The sequence below is a fragment of the Pseudoalteromonas sp. genome (assembly GCF_018402495.1).
Classification (GTDB): domain Bacteria; phylum Pseudomonadota; class Gammaproteobacteria; order Enterobacterales; family Alteromonadaceae; genus Pseudoalteromonas.
Map to the genome: position 1 here is coordinate 43,992 of NZ_JAGYIU010000007.1, position 17,514 is coordinate 61,505.

The following is a 17,514-nucleotide window of genomic DNA, read 5'->3' on the forward strand; positions in this document are numbered from 1 at the left end:
TAACTATTTTTTTACCTTAGCGTTAGCGAAGGCGTCAGCAAAGGCATTACCCATCATCGCATTGCCTGTATCGCGTTTAGGCTTAGGCGCTCGTGCTTGATTTGTATTATTGCTGCGAGGCTTTTGCGGTGCCGCAGCTGCTGCTTTATTGCTGGTGTCTATGTCGTCATCTAGGCGCATAGTAAAACTAATGCGTTTACGGGCAGCATCGACTTCAACCACTTTTACTTTAACAATGTCACCTGCTTTAACCACTTCGCGTGGGTCTGAAATAAACTTGTTAGTAATAGCTGAAATATGCACGAGTCCATCTTGATGAACACCCACATCAACAAATGCACCAAAATTAGCAACGTTAGAAACCACACCTTCTAAAATCATACCAGGCTTAAGGTCACTAATTTTTTCAATACCGGCTTTAAACTCCGCGGTTTTGAATTCAGGACGTGGATCGCGACCTGGTTTATCAAGCTCGCTAATAATGTCAGTCACGGTTGGTAAGCCAAATTTATCGTCAATATAGTCGTTTGCAGCGAGTTTACTTAAAAATTCACTGTTACCAATTAAGTTATTTACGTCTACCTGATTATGTTCACAAATACGCTTAACGATTGGGTATGCTTCAGGGTGAACTGATGAGTTATCTAGCGGATCGCTGCCATTATTAATGCGTAAAAACCCGGCCGCTTGTTCGAATGCTTTTGGCCCTAAGCGTTCTACTTTTTTCAACTGACTACGTTTTGTAAATGACCCATTCGTGTCACGGTAGTTTACAATGTTTTGAGCCAACGTTTTGTTTAAGCCAGAAACACGCGCAAGCAAAGGCACTGAGGCCATATTTAAATCAACACCCACACTGTTTACACAGTCTTCTACTACAGAAATTAGGCTTTGCCCAAGTTGGCTTTGCGATACATCGTGTTGATATTGGCCTACACCAATAGACTTAGGTTCTATTTTAACCAGCTCAGCTAATGGATCTTGTAGGCGACGTGCAATAGATACTGCACCGCGTAAAGATACATCTAAATCTGGGAACTCATTAGCGGCAAATTCAGACGCAGAATACACCGAAGCGCCGGCTTCACTGACCATCATTTTATTCAGTTTAAGCTCGGCATTGGCTTTGATAAGTTCGCCAACCAGTTTATCTGATTCGCGAGAAGCAGTGCCGTTACCAATCGCAATAAGCTTAACTTTATGTTGGCGACATAATTGCTCGAGCGTACGTAATGATTTATCCCAATGATTTTGCGGTGCATGTGGGAAGATTGTTTGTGTAGCGAGCAGTTTTCCTGTGCTATCGACTACCGCAATTTTACAACCAGTACGCAAGCCGGGATCTAAACCAAGTGTCGTGCGAGGGCCTGCAGGCGCTGCCATTAATAAATCTTTTAAATTTTTAGCAAATACGTCAATAGCGCCGGTTTCGGCTTTTTCACGCATTGCGGCTAAAAACTCGTTTTCTAAGTGTAGCCCAAGCTTAATTTTCCATGCCCACTGCACCACAGTTAATAACCATGCACTAGCAGGTTTGTTTTTAATATCTAGGCGGTAATGATCGCTGATCATCTGTGCACATAACTGGGCTGGATTTTCAGCACTTGGCTCAGGGTTAATCGTTAACTGTAAAATGCCTTCATTACGTGCTCTTAGCATGGCTAATGCACGGTGCGAGGGCACTTTTTTTAACGGCTCTTGATGTTCAAAGTAGTCTCTGTATTTAGCACCTGCTTGTTCTTGCCCATCAATTAACTTACTCTCAATCGCCCCATTTTGACTAATATGGCTTCTAAACTTAGCGAGTAATTTAGCGTCTTCAGCAAAACGCTCCATTAGAATAAATTTGGCACCATCAAGGGCTGCTTTTGTATCAATAATGGCTTTATCGGCATTAATATAGTGAGCGGCTTCAGCTTCTGGGTCGAGCATTGGGTCGTTAAATAACGCATTAGCAAGAGGTTCTAAACCGGCCTCAATAGCGATTTGACCTTTAGTGCGACGCTTTGCCTTATAAGGCAAGTATAAATCTTCAAGCTCGGTTTTACTTTGCGCTGCTTTTATATCAGCTGCTAATTCCCCGGTAAGCTTATTTTGAGATTCTATCGTCGATAGAATAAAGCCACGGCGTTCTTCAAGTTCACGTAAATAAGATAAACGTTGTTCTAGAAGGCGTAGTTGGGTGTCATCTAATCCACCGGTCACTTCTTTTCTGTAACGGGCAATAAAGGGGACGGTTGCGCCTTCATCAAGTAACTTTGTTGCTGCAACCACTTGTTGCTGCTGTGCATTTAGCTCAGTTGCTAAACGTGCAGAGATATCGCTCATGCAAAAACCTTTTAATACAAAAAATAAGACCAGCTAAGAAGTTAACTGATGCGTCAATGTCTTGAATAATATCACAGGGGAGGGTAATAAAAAGCTCTTAAAGCAAGCTATTTTACTTGCCTTAAGATGCCATTACCGGGGTTGGAACTATACTGATAAAAAGCTGATTTAGTGAGGGTGCTCTATACTTTCGAGTACTTCACTAAATGTGTGTGCTATTGGGCTAATATGAACAGGAATTTGCAACTTACGTGCTATATCGCGTGCTGAAATTAAACCACTTATTTCATTATTAGCTGCAGTGACTAATAAAAACATAGCGCCATGATGTTCCATAGTTTGCAGTGCATCACCAATGCATGAGTAGCTTAAGCTTTTCATACTTACACCCATTAAATTACTTAGCGGTGTCATTAAATAGCGCAAGCTAATTTCACTACGGGGCAAGCCTAAACGCTGAGCTAAAATCATGATTTTTGAGCTTTGTAAATCAGCACTTGCCACTATACCTATTAGCTTTTGCTGCTCATCAGTCACCAAAATAAAATCAGAGCGTTGAGTCGTTAACTGTTTTGACGCTTGTTCAATTGTTGTATCAAACGATGCACGCATCGGGCTTGTATCAGTAAAACTAGTCACCACTTGTGTAGCAGGTGAGGTTAAATCAATGACAGATTCATCAGTAAATGTATTAGCAATAGTGCCATGAGAAATATCTTGGGTACGGAGTTCTTTAAAGTTAGACATAATATCCACCTAATTAGTTATAAAATTTAATAATGTTTAAAAGCAAGTTATTAAACTAAATAACGGGTGGCGCTCGCGGATGTGCATGGTTGTATGGTGTGACTAAAAAGTTACTTTCATAATCAAAGTATAACGCTAAAGGAAGTGGTTGAATTTCTCTAAGCGCAATAACACCAACATGAGAGTCTATATCGGTGTCGAGGTTTGCTTGGTCAGGAGAATCGCAAACAATAAATTCTTCAGGTGTAAAACCAGCATCAATTTGCGTATTTTTGGGTGTTGCATGCAATGTCAAACTTACACTCATAAAGAGTGTAAACACTAGGGCATTTTGTAATATGCGCGCTGTAATGTTTGACATAGTGACGACCTTAATTAACTACTCTCAAATTAATACATCATAACTTGAGTTACTTTAGTTATAGCTTACTCAGATAATATAAACAATAAAAAGTTAATATGATCTGAATCAAAACTAAGCCGTTTTATTTTTGGTAGGAAATATTATTTACATACCATTGCTTAGCACCTTGAGGGGTCATGACCTCAAAATCATCGTCTACTTGTTTTTTTAATAGTGCTCGCGCCATCGGTGAGTCGATAGAAATGTAATCGTTGCGATCATAAATTTCATCGGGACCGACAATTCTAAACTTCTTACACTCCCCAGCCTCGTTTTCTATTTCAACCCAAGCACCAAAAAAAACTTTGCCGTCTTGCACGGGTGAGTAATCAACAATTTTTAAATCGGGGATGCGCTTACGTAGATAGCGCACTCGGCGGTCTATTTGGCGTAATAGACGCTTATTATACTGATAGTCTGCATTTTCAGAGCGATCACCAAGGCTTGCAGCCCAACTCACAATTTTAGTGACTTCTGGGCGTTTTACATTCCAAAGATGGTCATGTTCTTGCTGAAGTTGTAAATAGCCTTCGCGAGTAATTAAGTTTGTTTTCACGCCGTGTTCTTGTTTAATTTTCATATGTGGCACGGTATTAAAATAAATGAAATTTGTCGAGCGTATTATCAATAAAATACATACTCAATGGGTTTGAAATGTTCAGTAACAATCTAAGCGCTTAATTAGTTTTTTATTCTTAAGTTTTTCATTTATATTAACTATTAATAAATTATAAAAATAAGCAACAGATTATGGGACAAGAGACAGTAAAAGTATTGGTGGTGGATGATGATAAACGTTTACGCAGTTTGCTGGAACGCTATTTGGTAGAGCAAGGATTTATTGTTAGAACAGCCGCCGATTCAGAGCAAATGGATAGGCTAATTGAGCGTGAAAATTTTCACCTCATGGTGCTTGATTTAATGCTGCCGGGCGAAGATGGGCTCTCTATTTGCAGACGTTTACGCCAAAAAGAAAACCAAATCCCTATTGTTATGCTGACCGCCAAAGGCGATGAAGTCGATCGTATTATTGGTTTGGAGCTCGGTGCTGACGATTATATTCCTAAACCGTTTAATCCTCGCGAGCTATTAGCGCGCATAAAAGCTATTTTACGTCGTCAATCAAAAGAAGTGCCAGGGGCGCCTTCAGCGCAGGAGAACTTAATTGAGTTTGGTAAATTTACCCTAAATTTAGCCACCCGTGAAATGAGTGAGGGCGATAACACGGTATCGCTCACCAGTGGCGAGTTTGCCGTATTAAAAGCGTTGGTGTCTCATCCGCGTGAGCCATTAAGTCGAGATAAATTAATGAACTTAGCTCGAGGGCGAGACTATAGTGCGCTTGAGCGTAGTATTGATGTTCAAGTATCACGCCTTCGTCGAATGATCGAAGTCGATGCCGCTAACCCACGCTATATTCAAACGGTATGGGGTTTAGGTTATGTGTTTGTTCCTGACGGTGAAAAGTAATCATTATGGGAATGTTTCCACGTAGTGCGTTTGGGCAAACTGTTTTTTTAGTAGCAGCTTTGTTGCTGATTAACCAAATTGTATCCTACGTCACAGTAAGTTTATATGTTGTTAAACCCACCATTGAGCAAGTTAATTTGATGCTCGCTAAGCAAATTAAAACTGTATTTATTGACTGGGAAGAGGGTGTTGAAGTAACCGACGAAGTTTCAGAAAAGTTTTTTGAAATAACCGGTATTGAGGTGATGACTCAGCGTGAAGCGATGCGCAATGGCTTAGGCCAAAGTCGAGAGTATTCGGGGCTATCGCGAAGTATGTCAGAGCAGTTGAATGGTTTTGCTCGGGTGCGCATTAGTCAAACTGACCCGCTTATTTATTGGGTGGAAGCACCTCAAGCACCTGGGTATTGGGTCAAAGTCCCTTTAATCGGATTTAAAGAGAGTAATCTCGAATTTCTAACTTTTTACCTCTCTAGTATCGGTTTTTTAAGTGTATTAGGCGGGTGGTTGTTTGCAAGACATTTGAACCGACCATTAAAAGCACTGCAACACGCTGCAATTAAAGTAGGTAAAGGTGATTTTAACACCAAACTTGAAGAAGAAGGCTCTACCGAAGTAATAGAAGTAACACGTGCGTTTAATCAAATGTCGCGAGGTATAGCGGCCCTTGAGAACGACCGTAGATTACTTATGGCCGGTGTTTCTCATGATTTACGTACTCCGCTCACCCGTATTCGCTTGGCCACAGAAATGATGGTTGATGAAGATGATTATTTACGTGAAGGTATTATTTACGACATTGAAGATATGAATAGCATTATCGATCAGTTTATTGAATATTTACGCCATCATAAACGTGAAGAACAAAGCTATGAAGATATCAACGCCTTGATAGCAGATGTTGTACAAAGTGAACTAAAGCATCAACGAGTGATCACGTTTGAAAGCAATCCTAATTTAGGTAACATTCCTATCAGCGCTGTTGCTATTAAACGAGTGCTGACGAATATGATTGAAAATGCACTGCGTTACTCGCAAGGGGATATTGAGGTGCGAAGTTACTTCAGTTGCAATAAAAAGTACGTGATTGTTGCGGTTAACGATAATGGCCCAGGTATACCAGAGAGTGAATTAGAGTCAGTATTTGAACCGTTTAAGCAAGGTGACGCTGCACGAGGTAGTGAAGGTAGTGGCTTGGGACTGGCTATTATAAAGCGTATTGTTGACATGCACGATGGTAAAGTGAAACTTGAAAACCGATTAGAGGGTGGTTTAAGTGCACAAATTTACCTGCCGATAAAAATACAAAACTCTGCACAGTAACCTGTGCAGGGTTTGCTTTTTTAAATAACTTTATTAAAGCTTAAATAATTTAAAGTGCTTTAAAGCGGATGGCAGTGCCGCCGCTAGTAGCAAGTGTTAAGTAAAAGTAAATAATTAACTAAACTTGTAAACACAAGTCTATATCCCATACACCTAACTCCTAATAATTTTTAAATAGCCCATCACAGTAAGGTGTTAACTTTTAAGGTTTAAAATGTTGATGTTTGTTTGTTTTTTGTTAGTATGGGGCAGCTGTTAAACTTTAAGGAACAAAGTGTGAAAACCTCGTTTTATCCCAACAATAATCTTGTACCCCTTGCTTTTTTTACTATACTGCTAAGCCTTTTTTGCTTTCCTGCAAGCTCTATGGGGATGTTTGAACCAGTTGAACCAATAACAATTAATCTGTCATTCCGCACTCTATTTTTGAATTAAAATCGTTCAATAACTGAGCATGATTTTGCCTTTTGTTAAAAAAACTTCTTGACGCCGATCCCGAGTTTTGATCTATTACTCTCTTTTGAGAGCACAATATTATGCCTGTTCCTTATTCTAAAATACTCGACCACCATGGTCTCGTCGCTGGTTTTTGTCATAGTCTTGGTTTTGCTGATATTATTGATAAGGCTTTAGGGGCGCGGCTCCCGAGCGTAAAATCAGTTGTGGCCAACTGGTGACTGCAATGGTCTTAAATGGTCTTGGCTTTACTGGCCGAACCTTACATATGTATAGCGAATACTTCAGAAACAAGCCTGTCGACCGGCTCATTGGTGAAGGCGTGTTACCTGAGCATATTAACGATGATGCGCTAGGACGATGCTTAGATAGTTTGTACGAATATGGTGTTTCCAACTTGTATCAACAGTTAGGCGAAGCCGTTGTTACTAAGCTTGGTTTGGCAACTGAAGCTTTGCATCTTGACTCGACAAGTTTCCATTATGATGGTCAAGCCACTGAGGACGATGAGCCGAGGCACATTCGTATAGCCAGAGGTTATTCACGCGATCATCGACCTGAGCTTAATCAAGTGATATTAAATCTTATATGTGAGAATCAGTCTGGGATCCCCGTATACATGAAACCGGCCAGTGGCAACAGTAATGATATGGAGGGTTTCAAGCAGATTGTAAAAGCGCATATTGGCAGTTTAAAAGCCGCGCAAGCGAGCCGTTATTTAGTGGCGGATGCTGCGCTTTATGTGAAAGAAACGATTGAGGATTTAGACGCGCAAGGCCAATTATTTATTACTCGCGTACCGCAAACACTCAAAGAAGCGAAGGCACTGATCAAACAAGCTCCAACCTTGATGTTTACACCTATTTCTCAAGGTTATGAAGGCGTCAGTTATGACAGCGAGTATGGTGGTGTCAAACAAAAGTGGCTACTTATTCGCAGTGAACAAGCTTACAAGCGTGAGCAACACAATTTGAACAAGCGCATGTTAAAAGCGGGCGAGCAAGCGCGAAAAGACTTCAAACTGTTAGGCCAACAACGCTTTGCCTGCGCACAAGATGCGCAAACCGCCCTTATAAAATGGCAAGACAAGCAAGCGGTATGTAATGTCAACGCGCAAGTAACAGAAGTCGCTGTTTATGCGAGTGCCGGACGACCTAAGTTAGGCGAGTTACCAACACGCATTGAGTATCAAATCACGGGCAATTTATACACACCTCTAGCCTCGCGGCAAAGCGCTTTAGAACAACTTGGACTGTTCATTATTGCCACCAATGATGTCAGTGAGGGGCTTGATATGGCAAGCTTGCTGAGCAGTTACAAAGCCCAACAGAATGTTGAAAAAGGCTTTCGCTTCTTAAAAGCCCCGACTTCTTAACGAGCGCCATTTATCTTAAAAACCGGAGCGTATTGAAGCGCTATTGATGGTGATGACCTGCTGCTTAATGGTATATGCGGGCTTAGAGCATCAAATTCGTACAACCTTAGTCGAGAAAAATTGCTACTTCCCAAGTATGAAGTACAAACCCGAGCAGCGGCCTACAGCGCGTTGGGTATTCCAATGCTTTGAAGGAATAGCGGTTATATATTTACCAGACAAAACGGCATTGGTAGCCAATTTAGAAACGCGTAATCAGACCATCATTGATTGCTTAGGTGAAAAGTACCAGAAAATTTATTCTTAAAATGGGTGCGGAATACCGGATTAATCCAAAAGATCCAACAGATTTCGCATTTACAAAAGATGAGAGTTCAATCAGAATTTCTTGGCGTTGGGGAAGCTATGATGATGGTGGAGGATTGTTATATGGTAGTTCATCAGCAGTAGCACTTCCGTGCAGCGGTTTTTGCAATTCAGAAACGACTTTTTCGGTAGAAGTATCTGAGGATGGCAGTTCTTTTAGGATGGTAGCTGAAGGATTAAGCTACAATAGTTATTATTTTTCATTGGCAGGATATAGCAAACACATATTTAGGGTTCGAGCTGTAAAAAAATTAATGGCGAAAATAAGTACAGTGATTATTTAGTTGGCCCTCCCATAATAGTTCACGAAGTAAAAAACTACTCCCACACTCGACACTTACTACACAAACCCCAGATGATACAAGTAACTTTATTGACACAGTTGCTCCTAGTAGCCAATTAATAGGTACCTTGGAGGGGCAAGCTGGTGTAAGTGGTGGCGCCTCAACGTATCATATTCCAATTCAATTACCGCCGGGCAGAGCTGGCATGCAGCCTGAAGTATCACTTAATTATTCATCTCGCAGTGGTAATGGTATTGCCGGAATGGGATGGTCGCTATCTGCTAGCTCAAGTATTACAAGGTGCGCAGCTACGTATGCACAAGATGGCTTCATGCAAAACCCACAATATAATAGTAATGACAGGCTGTGCTTAGATGGTCAGCGTTTAATTAATACATCAGGTAGCTATGGAAGCTCAGGGACTGAATATCGTACTGAAATAGATAGCTTTGTGCGTGTAACACAAAGTGGTTCACTAAATGGCTCATCTACATGGTTCAGAGTTGAATATAAAAACGGCCGAGTAGCTTATTTTGGTAAAACAACTAATTCGAGGCTAATACATGGAAGTAAAGTGGCGGCTTATTCCTGGTTACTCGAGTATCAACATGATGTTATGGAAAAAACTATATACATTATGAGTATGAAGAATTTGGTCTAGGTCAGTTAATGCTGAAAAAATTCTTTATTCTGGTAAGAGCAGAACGGATAAAGGCGACAGGATAGTTGAGTTTAATTATTTTACTGATAGAACTGATACTTCGTTAAACTACTTAAATGGAGGGGTAAGCTACACAACAGTTTTGCTCAAAAGTATTAAAACATATATGGGAAATACTTTAGTAAAAAGGTATGGATTAAGTTACGGCGAGAGTCAAAGTACAGCGCGTTCCCATATAAAAACAATTGAGTTATGTGATTATAGTGGTTCATATCATTGCACTCCTAAAACTCACTTTAGCATGTCGGACCCGGCCCTGAGTTGGGAGGGCGTAAATATCAACTCACTTGCAGATAGTGTATTTTCTAATGTTGGAGGCCTGAATTCTTCATCAAAAGGTGAGTTAAGCCAAAAAATCGTGTTATTTATAAAGACTTAAATGGTGATGGTATAGCTGAGTTGCTAAAGATTGTTAGAAATGGAGGAGTATCTATTAATGTTGATGTATATACGTTACTGAATGGCAGTTACACCTATTTAAAAACCTTAGATGATAATATAAGCCACTTAATTTTCACTGCTGTAGAGGGTGACATTAATAATGATGGAATAGCTGATTTTACAACTTCTGAAAATGGTTATTTAGTTTATATACAGTATGATGATCATTTTAATGCCACAAGGGTAACTACAAACTTTCAACTAAATCACGGTTATGAAAATATACGATCAACAAATGCACGGATTTTCGATATCGATGGGGATGGTTTGCAGGATATTGTTTTAACAAATTACTTTAATAATGATGAAAGCTATGTAGGGTATTACAAGAGCCGTGGTGAAGGGCAAATTAACTTTTATAGCTTTATTGAATTATATAAATTAAAAAAAAGAAGTTTCAATGCAGGTCAAAGTTTATTTCAACAAGCTAGTTGGGATGATATGAATGGCGATGGATTACTTGATTTAATGCTTACATATCAAGCCGATGATAACATTAAAGAAATTTCAATTGCATTTACAGAAGTAATCAATGGTCAAGTTCAATTAAATGAATACTTCTCTGAAGAGTTAGGTCTACCTATTAACAACTTTTACAACCAGTTTGTATTTGCTGACCTAAATGGTGATGGGCTGAAAGATTTTGTGAGAGCTGCAAAATCTGGAAATTCTTATGAATGGCAAGTGCAACTCAATAATGGTAATTATAGTTTTTTGCCTCTTAGCAGCTTGGGAACTGGTATAGGTATACATGAATGGCAAATCAATAGCCTCTTATATACAAATAACTCGTTGCAATATCGTGTTCAAGCGAAATTTGGTGGGCTACAGGTAGGAGATTTAGACTCAGATGGAAAGGATGAATTACTTGTTGCAACTAATAGTGAAGATGATTATTGCGTCAATATTTTAGGAAGGATTGTACAGCGTGATTATTATATAGAAAGTTGTAACGATGACATACAAATGCACGAGCATCGCAATACAGAAAGCTCAGCCGAAAAATTAGAAATAGACTTAAGCAACCTTGATTTACGTCGTTTTAACTGGACGATGATCGATTTTGAAAATAATAGTAACAGTACAGAAATTAGGCGTAGCTTTGCAAATATAGTTAAAGCTCCAATAGGGCGTACTTCTATTTATGGCAATGAGGTGTTCCAACCTTTAGAAATTACAGACTATAACAATGATGGGTATTTAGATTTTTCTTTTCAACATTTAAAATATTACTTTTGCCAATGGCAACTTCACTATAAATGGTTATTCCTTTGAGCAAGGAGGTATGTCAGGTAACCTTCGCTCAACTGGCGTTAATGGTTTTTTATTAAGACAAATAAGCTAACTGATAACAATGAGCTACCAGAAATTTTGCATAAGGTTACTGACGGATTAAAGCGAGAGTCAACATGGGAATATGCAAATTTATCTACGCCGATGCATGAAAATAACTTATCGCTTTATGATACTCCAGATAATAGAGCAGAGCGTTATTTGAGCGGCGATATTGCTCAAGGGTATATATATTTTACTTCGAGTATGCCTATTGTTTCATCTTTTATAGATTTTGATGGCAACTGATATTGCGCAGCATAAAGAGTACTTTTATAGGGAAGCGGTCTATAGCAGGCAAGGCCGTGGTTTTATGGGTTTTAAATCAATTATAGAAAAGATGTAGATCGTACTTTAGTCACTCAAACTGATTTTGAGCAAATATTTCCGTATCAAGGTAAGCTAAAGCGACAAGCTACATTTACCGAAGATGATTATGCAACAAGGGGAAGCGGGCATCTAGATATTGGTGATAATGAAACCAATGCGATAAGTTATTCAAATACTGAGTGGCAAGAGAACCTAGCTCACAGTGTAACTGACGTTTATAATTTATACCCAAATGAAACTACACAAATTACTCGAGATTTAGTTACTAAACAAGATCTAACACGCATCGATAAAAATATTACTAGGTTAGATCAATATGGCAATGTAACTGCATCATCTACGCAAGTTGAAGACGCTTGGGGTACGTATACCACAAGTGAAACACGCGAGTATGAGGGTAACGAAAGTAACTGGTGGTTAAATAAACTTAATACTAAAATACAAACTAAAGCTCGTGTAGCTGGGCGCAGTACAAACGACCCAATAACGGATGCAGACTTAGATCAAGAAACGAGCATTAGAAGTGAATACAGTAATTACCATGGTAGTAGACAGCCACAAACAATAACAACTACAGCAACACTTGGTGGCTCATCATCTGGTTATGGGAGTGAAATAGATACTATCTATAATGCCTACGGCCTTCCATTATCTGTTAGTCAAACCACAAAAGTGCGTAATAGTAGTGGTAGTTGGATCGACCAAACACGTACAACTTCAACCACCTACAGTAAAGACGGAACTGTTGAAGCTACTGACGGTTATTTCCCATATAAACAAACTAATGCTAAAGGGCATATTAGCTACACCGAAGTAAACCCTGCAACAGGGCAGATAACCCAAACTCGTCAGCAGCTTAGTAGCAATAGCTATCAAGTGACAAACTTTGGTTACGATGATTATAACCGCCCTTACAGTATTCAGACTGATGGCAGTCCGGCCCGTTACAGTGCAATGCAAACACCTGACGCACAAGCACCAGCTAATGCAATAATACAAGTGTTAAATGTCTCAGCAGGGCAGCCTATGCAAAAAATCTATCAAGATGCGCTGGGACGAACATTACGTACAGCTGTGCAGAATTTCGATGGTGACTGGGTGTTTAGTGACGTTAATTATAACAGCCTTGGCTATAAAACGTTTGAATCTATGCCCTATAAAGAAGGAGGTGCAGTTTATGGTACGTCATACACCGAACACGATGCACTTGGCCGCGTAATCGAAAAAGTAACCAATCAACATTGCGGTAACATGACTACTAATTACAGCTACAGTGGACTTAAGACAGATATTGAGGTCTATGATAGTTGTTATGGCATCACCTTGGATATGTCGCGTACCTACAATAGCCTTAAACAGCTTATGCAAACGGTGGATGCTGATAATGGTGTTACTCGTTACAGCTATAATAACCAAGGCTTACCTATTGTTATTCAAGATGCTAATGGCAATAACATAGAGGCAACCTACAACGGCTTAGGCCAAAAAACACAGGTGAATGATCCTAACCAAGGCGTTACTAATTTTGAGTACAACGGCTTTGAGAGTTACAGCGAGAAGTACGCGTAGGTAGTAAAACATTGACCTATGTTACCGATGTACTTGGCCGCGTAACACGGCGCACCGCCACAGGTGAAAATACGTTAACGTATACCTATGACGGCGCAACGAATGGCTTTGGGCAATTAAACCAAGCCGTAGGCAATGGCGTAACAAAAACCTACACTTACGACAATCGCGGTCGTCCAAGCGGTCAAACCGTTGCAGGCAGTGGTAAAAGCTACACCACAACCACCTTCTACGACAATAATTATGGCCGTGTAAAAGGGCTGCGTTACCCTAACAACCTCACACTCGAATACCGTTACAATGACGTAGGCTATCAAACGCAGGTAAAAAATGCAGCTAGTGGTTATGTGTATAAAACTATAACTGAATTCGACATATTTGGTAACGGCTCTCAAAATACGCTAGGTAATGGACTCACTGAAAATACTGCTTACAGTAACAAAAGTGGGCAAATGCTCTTAAAAACAATAGCTAAAAATAATAGCAACATTATGAACATCGATTACTCCGCGTACGATGGTTTTGGTAATTTAAAAGCAGTTGATATTACGACAGGTAATATTGGCAATCAGCATAGCTTTAGTGAAACATACGATTATGACGCACTACACCGTTTAGAGAGTAATGCCGTTAATGGTATCAGCACCATCAACTATAGCTATGATGCGGTGGGTAATTTGTTATCAAAATCAGACTATGCAACGCAGTATGATTATGAAAACGGCGCAACAGGCGGGCCCAATGCAGTAAAACGTGTTTATCGCGGTGGTTGGAAGTCGTTTGGTTATGATACGAGAGGCAACATGACCAGTGGTGATGGTTTAACCAGCGCTACCTATAACGCTATGGACAAACCCACGCAAATTATAAAAAGTGGTAAAACCCTCAATTTTACTTATGGCCCGCAGCATATGCGCTTTAAACAAGTAAATGGCAGCGTGACCACGTACTATAGTGACAAGCTCTATGAAGAAGAAATAAACGGCATAAAAACCACGTGGCGAGCTTACATAGACGACATTGCAGTAATAAGCCAAACCACCGATGAAGGCGCAACCATCCGCTACACCCACCGTGACCGCCTCGGCAGCGCACGGGTATTTACCGACCACAACGGGCAAGTAGAAGCAGAGCGAAACTACGATCCATTTGGCAAACCACGTTTAGCCAGTGGTGGATTAAAATCATTTGGGACTTCAAAACTAGGTGATTTGGCGGATGCAAAAACGAATCGTGGCTTTACTGACCACGAACATTTAGATAGTGTAGAGTTAATCCATATGAACGGTCGGGTGTACGATTATAACCTTGGGCGGTTTATGTCGGTGGACCCCGTTATTCAAAGCCCAACGAATAGTCAGAGTATTAACCCGTATTCGTATATTATGAATAACCCGTTAAGTGGAACAGACCCGACTGGTTATACAAGTTGTGATGCAGATAACCCTGAAAACTGCCAAGAGGTTGCAGAAGAGCTAGGTAAAGATAAAAAGGCTGATATTACTCAGAGGCAATCTGTCACAGGTTCCCGCATAAAACGCGATGTGAAAGTCGGCACCATGACAGGCAATGGCAATGGTACGGTTAATATTCAGATAGGTAATATGTCTGCAACAGCCGATATTGGCGCACCATCAACAACTGCAAAAGGTAATAATAGTACCAGTGGAGGTGCTTTATCTGGAGCTGCTGTAGCATTACCTCTAGCCGCTGAGGGTATTTCTGGGGAAACTATTCTTTCAGCTCTAGGGCGAGCCTTAACGACGGTAGCTCTGTCTCTTTCAACTCCCGGCTCTACACCTGAAGCTGTCCATCCACTAATCCCAGCTGAATCATTAACAGAAAATGAAACTCTAGAACGAGTTAGGCAAGGTGCTATCAATATTGATACTGGCACGGCTAGGGCGCTATCAGGCCCAGCTTCACCCATTCAAGGTGAAATCCTTGCAGCTATGGGTAATAATGCTCGATTGATGACTCAAACTGCTCTTGGCGAATTTGTAGTTGCTGTTAGGCGTAATGGTAGACCAGACGTGATAGCAAATGCTTCCGCGTTTTTATCAACGGTCAGCGCTATTCCGGACATGCCATCTATAAGAGTTATGAACTTGCTCCCTACGCGAACTATAAAAATGCCAGATCAACGAATATTTGGAACAGGTGATAGACTTGGTATTCGAACTATTACTTCAGACCAAAGATTTGTTAGGGCTGCTGCAAATCAAGGGGTTGTGCTTGACTCATATATTCATAGCCCTCACTCGTTTTAGAAAAGGAAAATAAAGTAATGAAGATATGTTTATGGGACATGGTAGGCGCTGGTTTAATTATTCAGGCTAAATCTAATTGCGTTTACTTTAACCAGACTGGAGGGACAGCTTGCTTTCATTCTGAAATGGAAGGGTATTTTGTTCCTTTCAATTTTGATTGCGACCCTTATGATTTTGAATCTTCTCTAGAATATAAATTAAGTCAGCTTTTTAAAAACTCAGAATCAGTTAGTACAAAGTTGGCAATGTCTATAGATAAGCTATTGCAAAATAACCCTGAAACAAACGGAATTTCAGTTGATACTACAAAGCTAGAAGATTCAATTGAGTCATGGGTATACGTAATTATAAAGAGCACGGAGAGTAATCCTATAAGTTGTGAAAATGAGATGAAGGGTATCTTAACTTGGTCTAATAGTGACTAATTGTAAACAAGCTAAAAGGATGGCCTCGTTTGTGTAATAGAGCAGGTTCAATTACCGTGTAAAGGCTATCAAGTGCGCGGCTTATCCCAGTAGAACTGCGCACTTGCTAACAGCAGACTGTGCAATCAGTGTAAGTGCCACTATATTAGTGGGGCTGGCTCAAATAGCTAGCTCTGCTGTTTTTAAGTGACACTGCTTACTGAGATAACATGATGGCTGTGCTGATTTTATATGCTCAATAAAGCTAATATTTACGAGAAAGATATCTCATTCGTTTAAGTAAACGTGATAAATGCGGATTTAATTTTTTACCAGGATTTTGTTGATAATCTTGAAGGCCTATTTGTATCCAAGCTTGGTCAGATTCATTGAGTAGGTAACTAAAAAACATTCTAATATTCGGATCGTCCTTGATTAAGTGACAGGTCACCGCTTCTTGAGTTATTCGTTGGTAATACTGTGTAATTTTTTCTAACTCGTTGCTATCCATATTGATAAACAGATTAAAGCATGCAGGGAGCTGCCTTGCATTGTTAGCTGTTTCATATAGCAATTTCAGTGTGTGCTCATCCTCAAATACTCGCTTGGAGTTAGCGTAAACAGTTCTTTGAATCAAAATATAAAGAGAGTATTTGATGGTGTACATGGGGGTAAAACTGACTAACCGAATAAACAACCTAAATGTCGCTTGCTCGATGATAAATTGAAATGGGCAGTTATCTAACGACAGCAACAATAGACACGCTAATGCATCTGGCGTATTAAAGCACTCGATTATACATATATGGCGCTTTGTAATTTTCTTTGACCGTATTGGATTTGCCATATCAATATTTGGTTCAAACAAACATGCCGTGACACGGCAATCTAATTGGTAAAGTAACGCATTAATATCACTGTGTGTTTTTGCTGCCCCTGAAAAAAGTTGCCATAGTGGGCTGGTAAGGCAGCAATGAATACCTGGTATCAGCACTTCTATCGGTGCAATTTTAGTGTGGCTCTCGATAGGTGTTTTCCATTTATTATATAAAAAGCTAGGCGAGCATCCCCTCATCTCCTTGGGTTTCCTTTCATCTATCACCTTACTGAGCTGATTTAATGTACCTACATTCAATCGCGCCATCGCTACGGCGAGCATATAGCGCGTGGCGATCTTCTTAACCTCAGAAGGCAGTTTTCTGTATTCACTAAGCTGCATTTTTTATTTCTCTGAAAATTGTTCATGCGAATGCCTAATTAAATGACCAAATCTTATCATACTGATTTATATAGGTTCTTGTAATTATAAGCTCCAAAATCTGTGTACATAGCATAGTACAGAAGGCAATTTCGCTATAGCTAATTGCCAACTAGACTTACTGAAGTCACAAACAATTAAAGACAAGGTGTAGTGTGCGCGCCAATGGGGTCGCGTCTTGCCTTTTGCCTGTCAATGATTTTAACGCTGAAGGTAGAGTAAAGCGGGTCTACCGCAGCGGTCTTATGGGGTCAGGTCTTGTTTTTTGCTTTTTAGCCGACTAGTGCTTAATCTTTAGTTATTAATTTACTAACATAGATAGGTAAAAAAGTGGCTAGGCCGCTAAGATTAGAGTTCGAAGGTGCTTTATATCATGTTACGTCGTGAGGGAATGAGCGAAAATCGATTTACTTAGATGAGTCTGATTTTGAAAGGTTT

General features: G+C 40.0%; 14 protein-coding genes and 1 pseudogene. 10 read left to right on the forward strand and 5 right to left on the reverse strand.

Annotation, left to right across the window (positions count from 1 at the left end):
- Positions 1-3: 3 nt before the first annotated feature.
- The 4 genes from KG708_RS17030 to greB all read right to left on the reverse strand — a co-directional run bounded on the left by KG708_RS17030 (position 4) and on the right by greB (position 4,034).
- A complete protein-coding gene (locus KG708_RS17030) occupies positions 4-2,328 on the reverse strand; it encodes a Tex family protein (protein WP_213611785.1) in 2,325 nt (774 codons plus the stop codon).
- A 168-nt stretch (positions 2,329-2,496) separates the two neighbouring features.
- Complete coding sequence (locus tag KG708_RS17035; protein ID WP_213611788.1) at positions 2,497-3,075, reverse strand: CBS domain-containing protein; 579 nt, start codon at positions 3,073-3,075, stop codon at positions 2,497-2,499.
- Positions 3,076-3,130: 55 nt separating this feature from the next.
- Positions 3,131-3,436: a hypothetical protein gene (locus tag KG708_RS17040; protein ID WP_213611789.1), complete on the reverse strand. Its 306-nt coding sequence runs from the start codon at positions 3,434-3,436 to the stop codon at positions 3,131-3,133.
- A 124-nt stretch (positions 3,437-3,560) separates the two neighbouring features.
- On the reverse strand, positions 3,561-4,034 hold the full coding sequence (greB, locus tag KG708_RS17045) for a transcription elongation factor GreB (RefSeq protein WP_024602196.1): 474 nt from the start codon (positions 4,032-4,034) through the stop codon (positions 3,561-3,563).
- A gap of 194 nt (positions 4,035-4,228) precedes the next feature.
- Here greB and ompR point away from each other — a divergent pair, with 194 nt between their 5' ends.
- The 10 genes and pseudogenes from ompR (at position 4,229) to KG708_RS17095 (ending at position 15,839) form a co-directional block, all read left to right on the forward strand.
- On the forward strand, positions 4,229-4,948 hold the full coding sequence (gene ompR / locus KG708_RS17050; RefSeq protein ID WP_076919617.1) for a two-component system response regulator OmpR: 720 nt from the start codon (positions 4,229-4,231) through the stop codon (positions 4,946-4,948).
- A gap of 5 nt (positions 4,949-4,953) precedes the next feature.
- The gene (gene envZ, locus KG708_RS17055; RefSeq protein ID WP_213611791.1) at positions 4,954-6,270 is read left to right on the forward strand and encodes a two-component system sensor histidine kinase EnvZ; all 1,317 of its coding nucleotides are present in this window, start codon (positions 4,954-4,956) and stop codon (positions 6,268-6,270) included.
- 536 nt (positions 6,271-6,806) lie between these two features.
- Positions 6,807-8,408, forward strand: a pseudogene (locus KG708_RS17060) (IS1634 family transposase).
- Entirely contained in the window at positions 8,380-8,751 is a 372-nt protein-coding gene (locus KG708_RS17755) for a fibronectin type III domain-containing protein (protein ID WP_301003484.1), read from the forward strand. Before KG708_RS17060 ends, KG708_RS17755 begins: the two are co-directional and overlap by 29 nt.
- A 127-nt stretch (positions 8,752-8,878) precedes the next feature.
- The gene (locus tag KG708_RS17760; protein WP_301003485.1) at positions 8,879-9,412 is read left to right on the forward strand and encodes a SpvB/TcaC N-terminal domain-containing protein; all 534 of its coding nucleotides are present in this window, start codon (positions 8,879-8,881) and stop codon (positions 9,410-9,412) included.
- A 459-nt stretch (positions 9,413-9,871) separates the two neighbouring features.
- Positions 9,872-11,188 (forward strand): VCBS repeat-containing protein, encoded by a 1,317-nt coding sequence (locus KG708_RS17070; RefSeq protein ID WP_213611793.1) that lies wholly within the window; start codon positions 9,872-9,874, stop codon positions 11,186-11,188.
- Positions 11,189-11,284: 96 nt separating this feature from the next.
- Positions 11,285-11,494: a hypothetical protein gene (locus KG708_RS17075; protein WP_213611795.1), complete on the forward strand. Its 210-nt coding sequence runs from the start codon at positions 11,285-11,287 to the stop codon at positions 11,492-11,494.
- A gap of 753 nt (positions 11,495-12,247) precedes the next feature.
- Positions 12,248-13,144, forward strand: a complete 897-nt coding sequence (locus tag KG708_RS17870; protein WP_366513631.1) for a hypothetical protein — start codon at positions 12,248-12,250, stop codon at positions 13,142-13,144.
- 11 nt (positions 13,145-13,155) lie between these two features.
- Positions 13,156-15,414 (forward strand): DUF1308 domain-containing protein, encoded by a 2,259-nt coding sequence (locus KG708_RS17770; protein WP_301003486.1) that lies wholly within the window; start codon positions 13,156-13,158, stop codon positions 15,412-15,414.
- A gap of 17 nt (positions 15,415-15,431) precedes the next feature.
- On the forward strand, positions 15,432-15,839 hold the full coding sequence (locus KG708_RS17095; RefSeq protein ID WP_054205977.1) for a DUF6210 family protein: 408 nt from the start codon (positions 15,432-15,434) through the stop codon (positions 15,837-15,839).
- 244 nt (positions 15,840-16,083) lie between these two features.
- On the opposite strand, the gene KG708_RS17100 is transcribed toward KG708_RS17095, so the two are convergent.
- Complete coding sequence (locus KG708_RS17100) at positions 16,084-17,037, reverse strand: hypothetical protein (RefSeq protein ID WP_213611797.1); 954 nt, start codon at positions 17,035-17,037, stop codon at positions 16,084-16,086.
- Positions 17,038-17,514 lie beyond the last annotated feature (477 nt).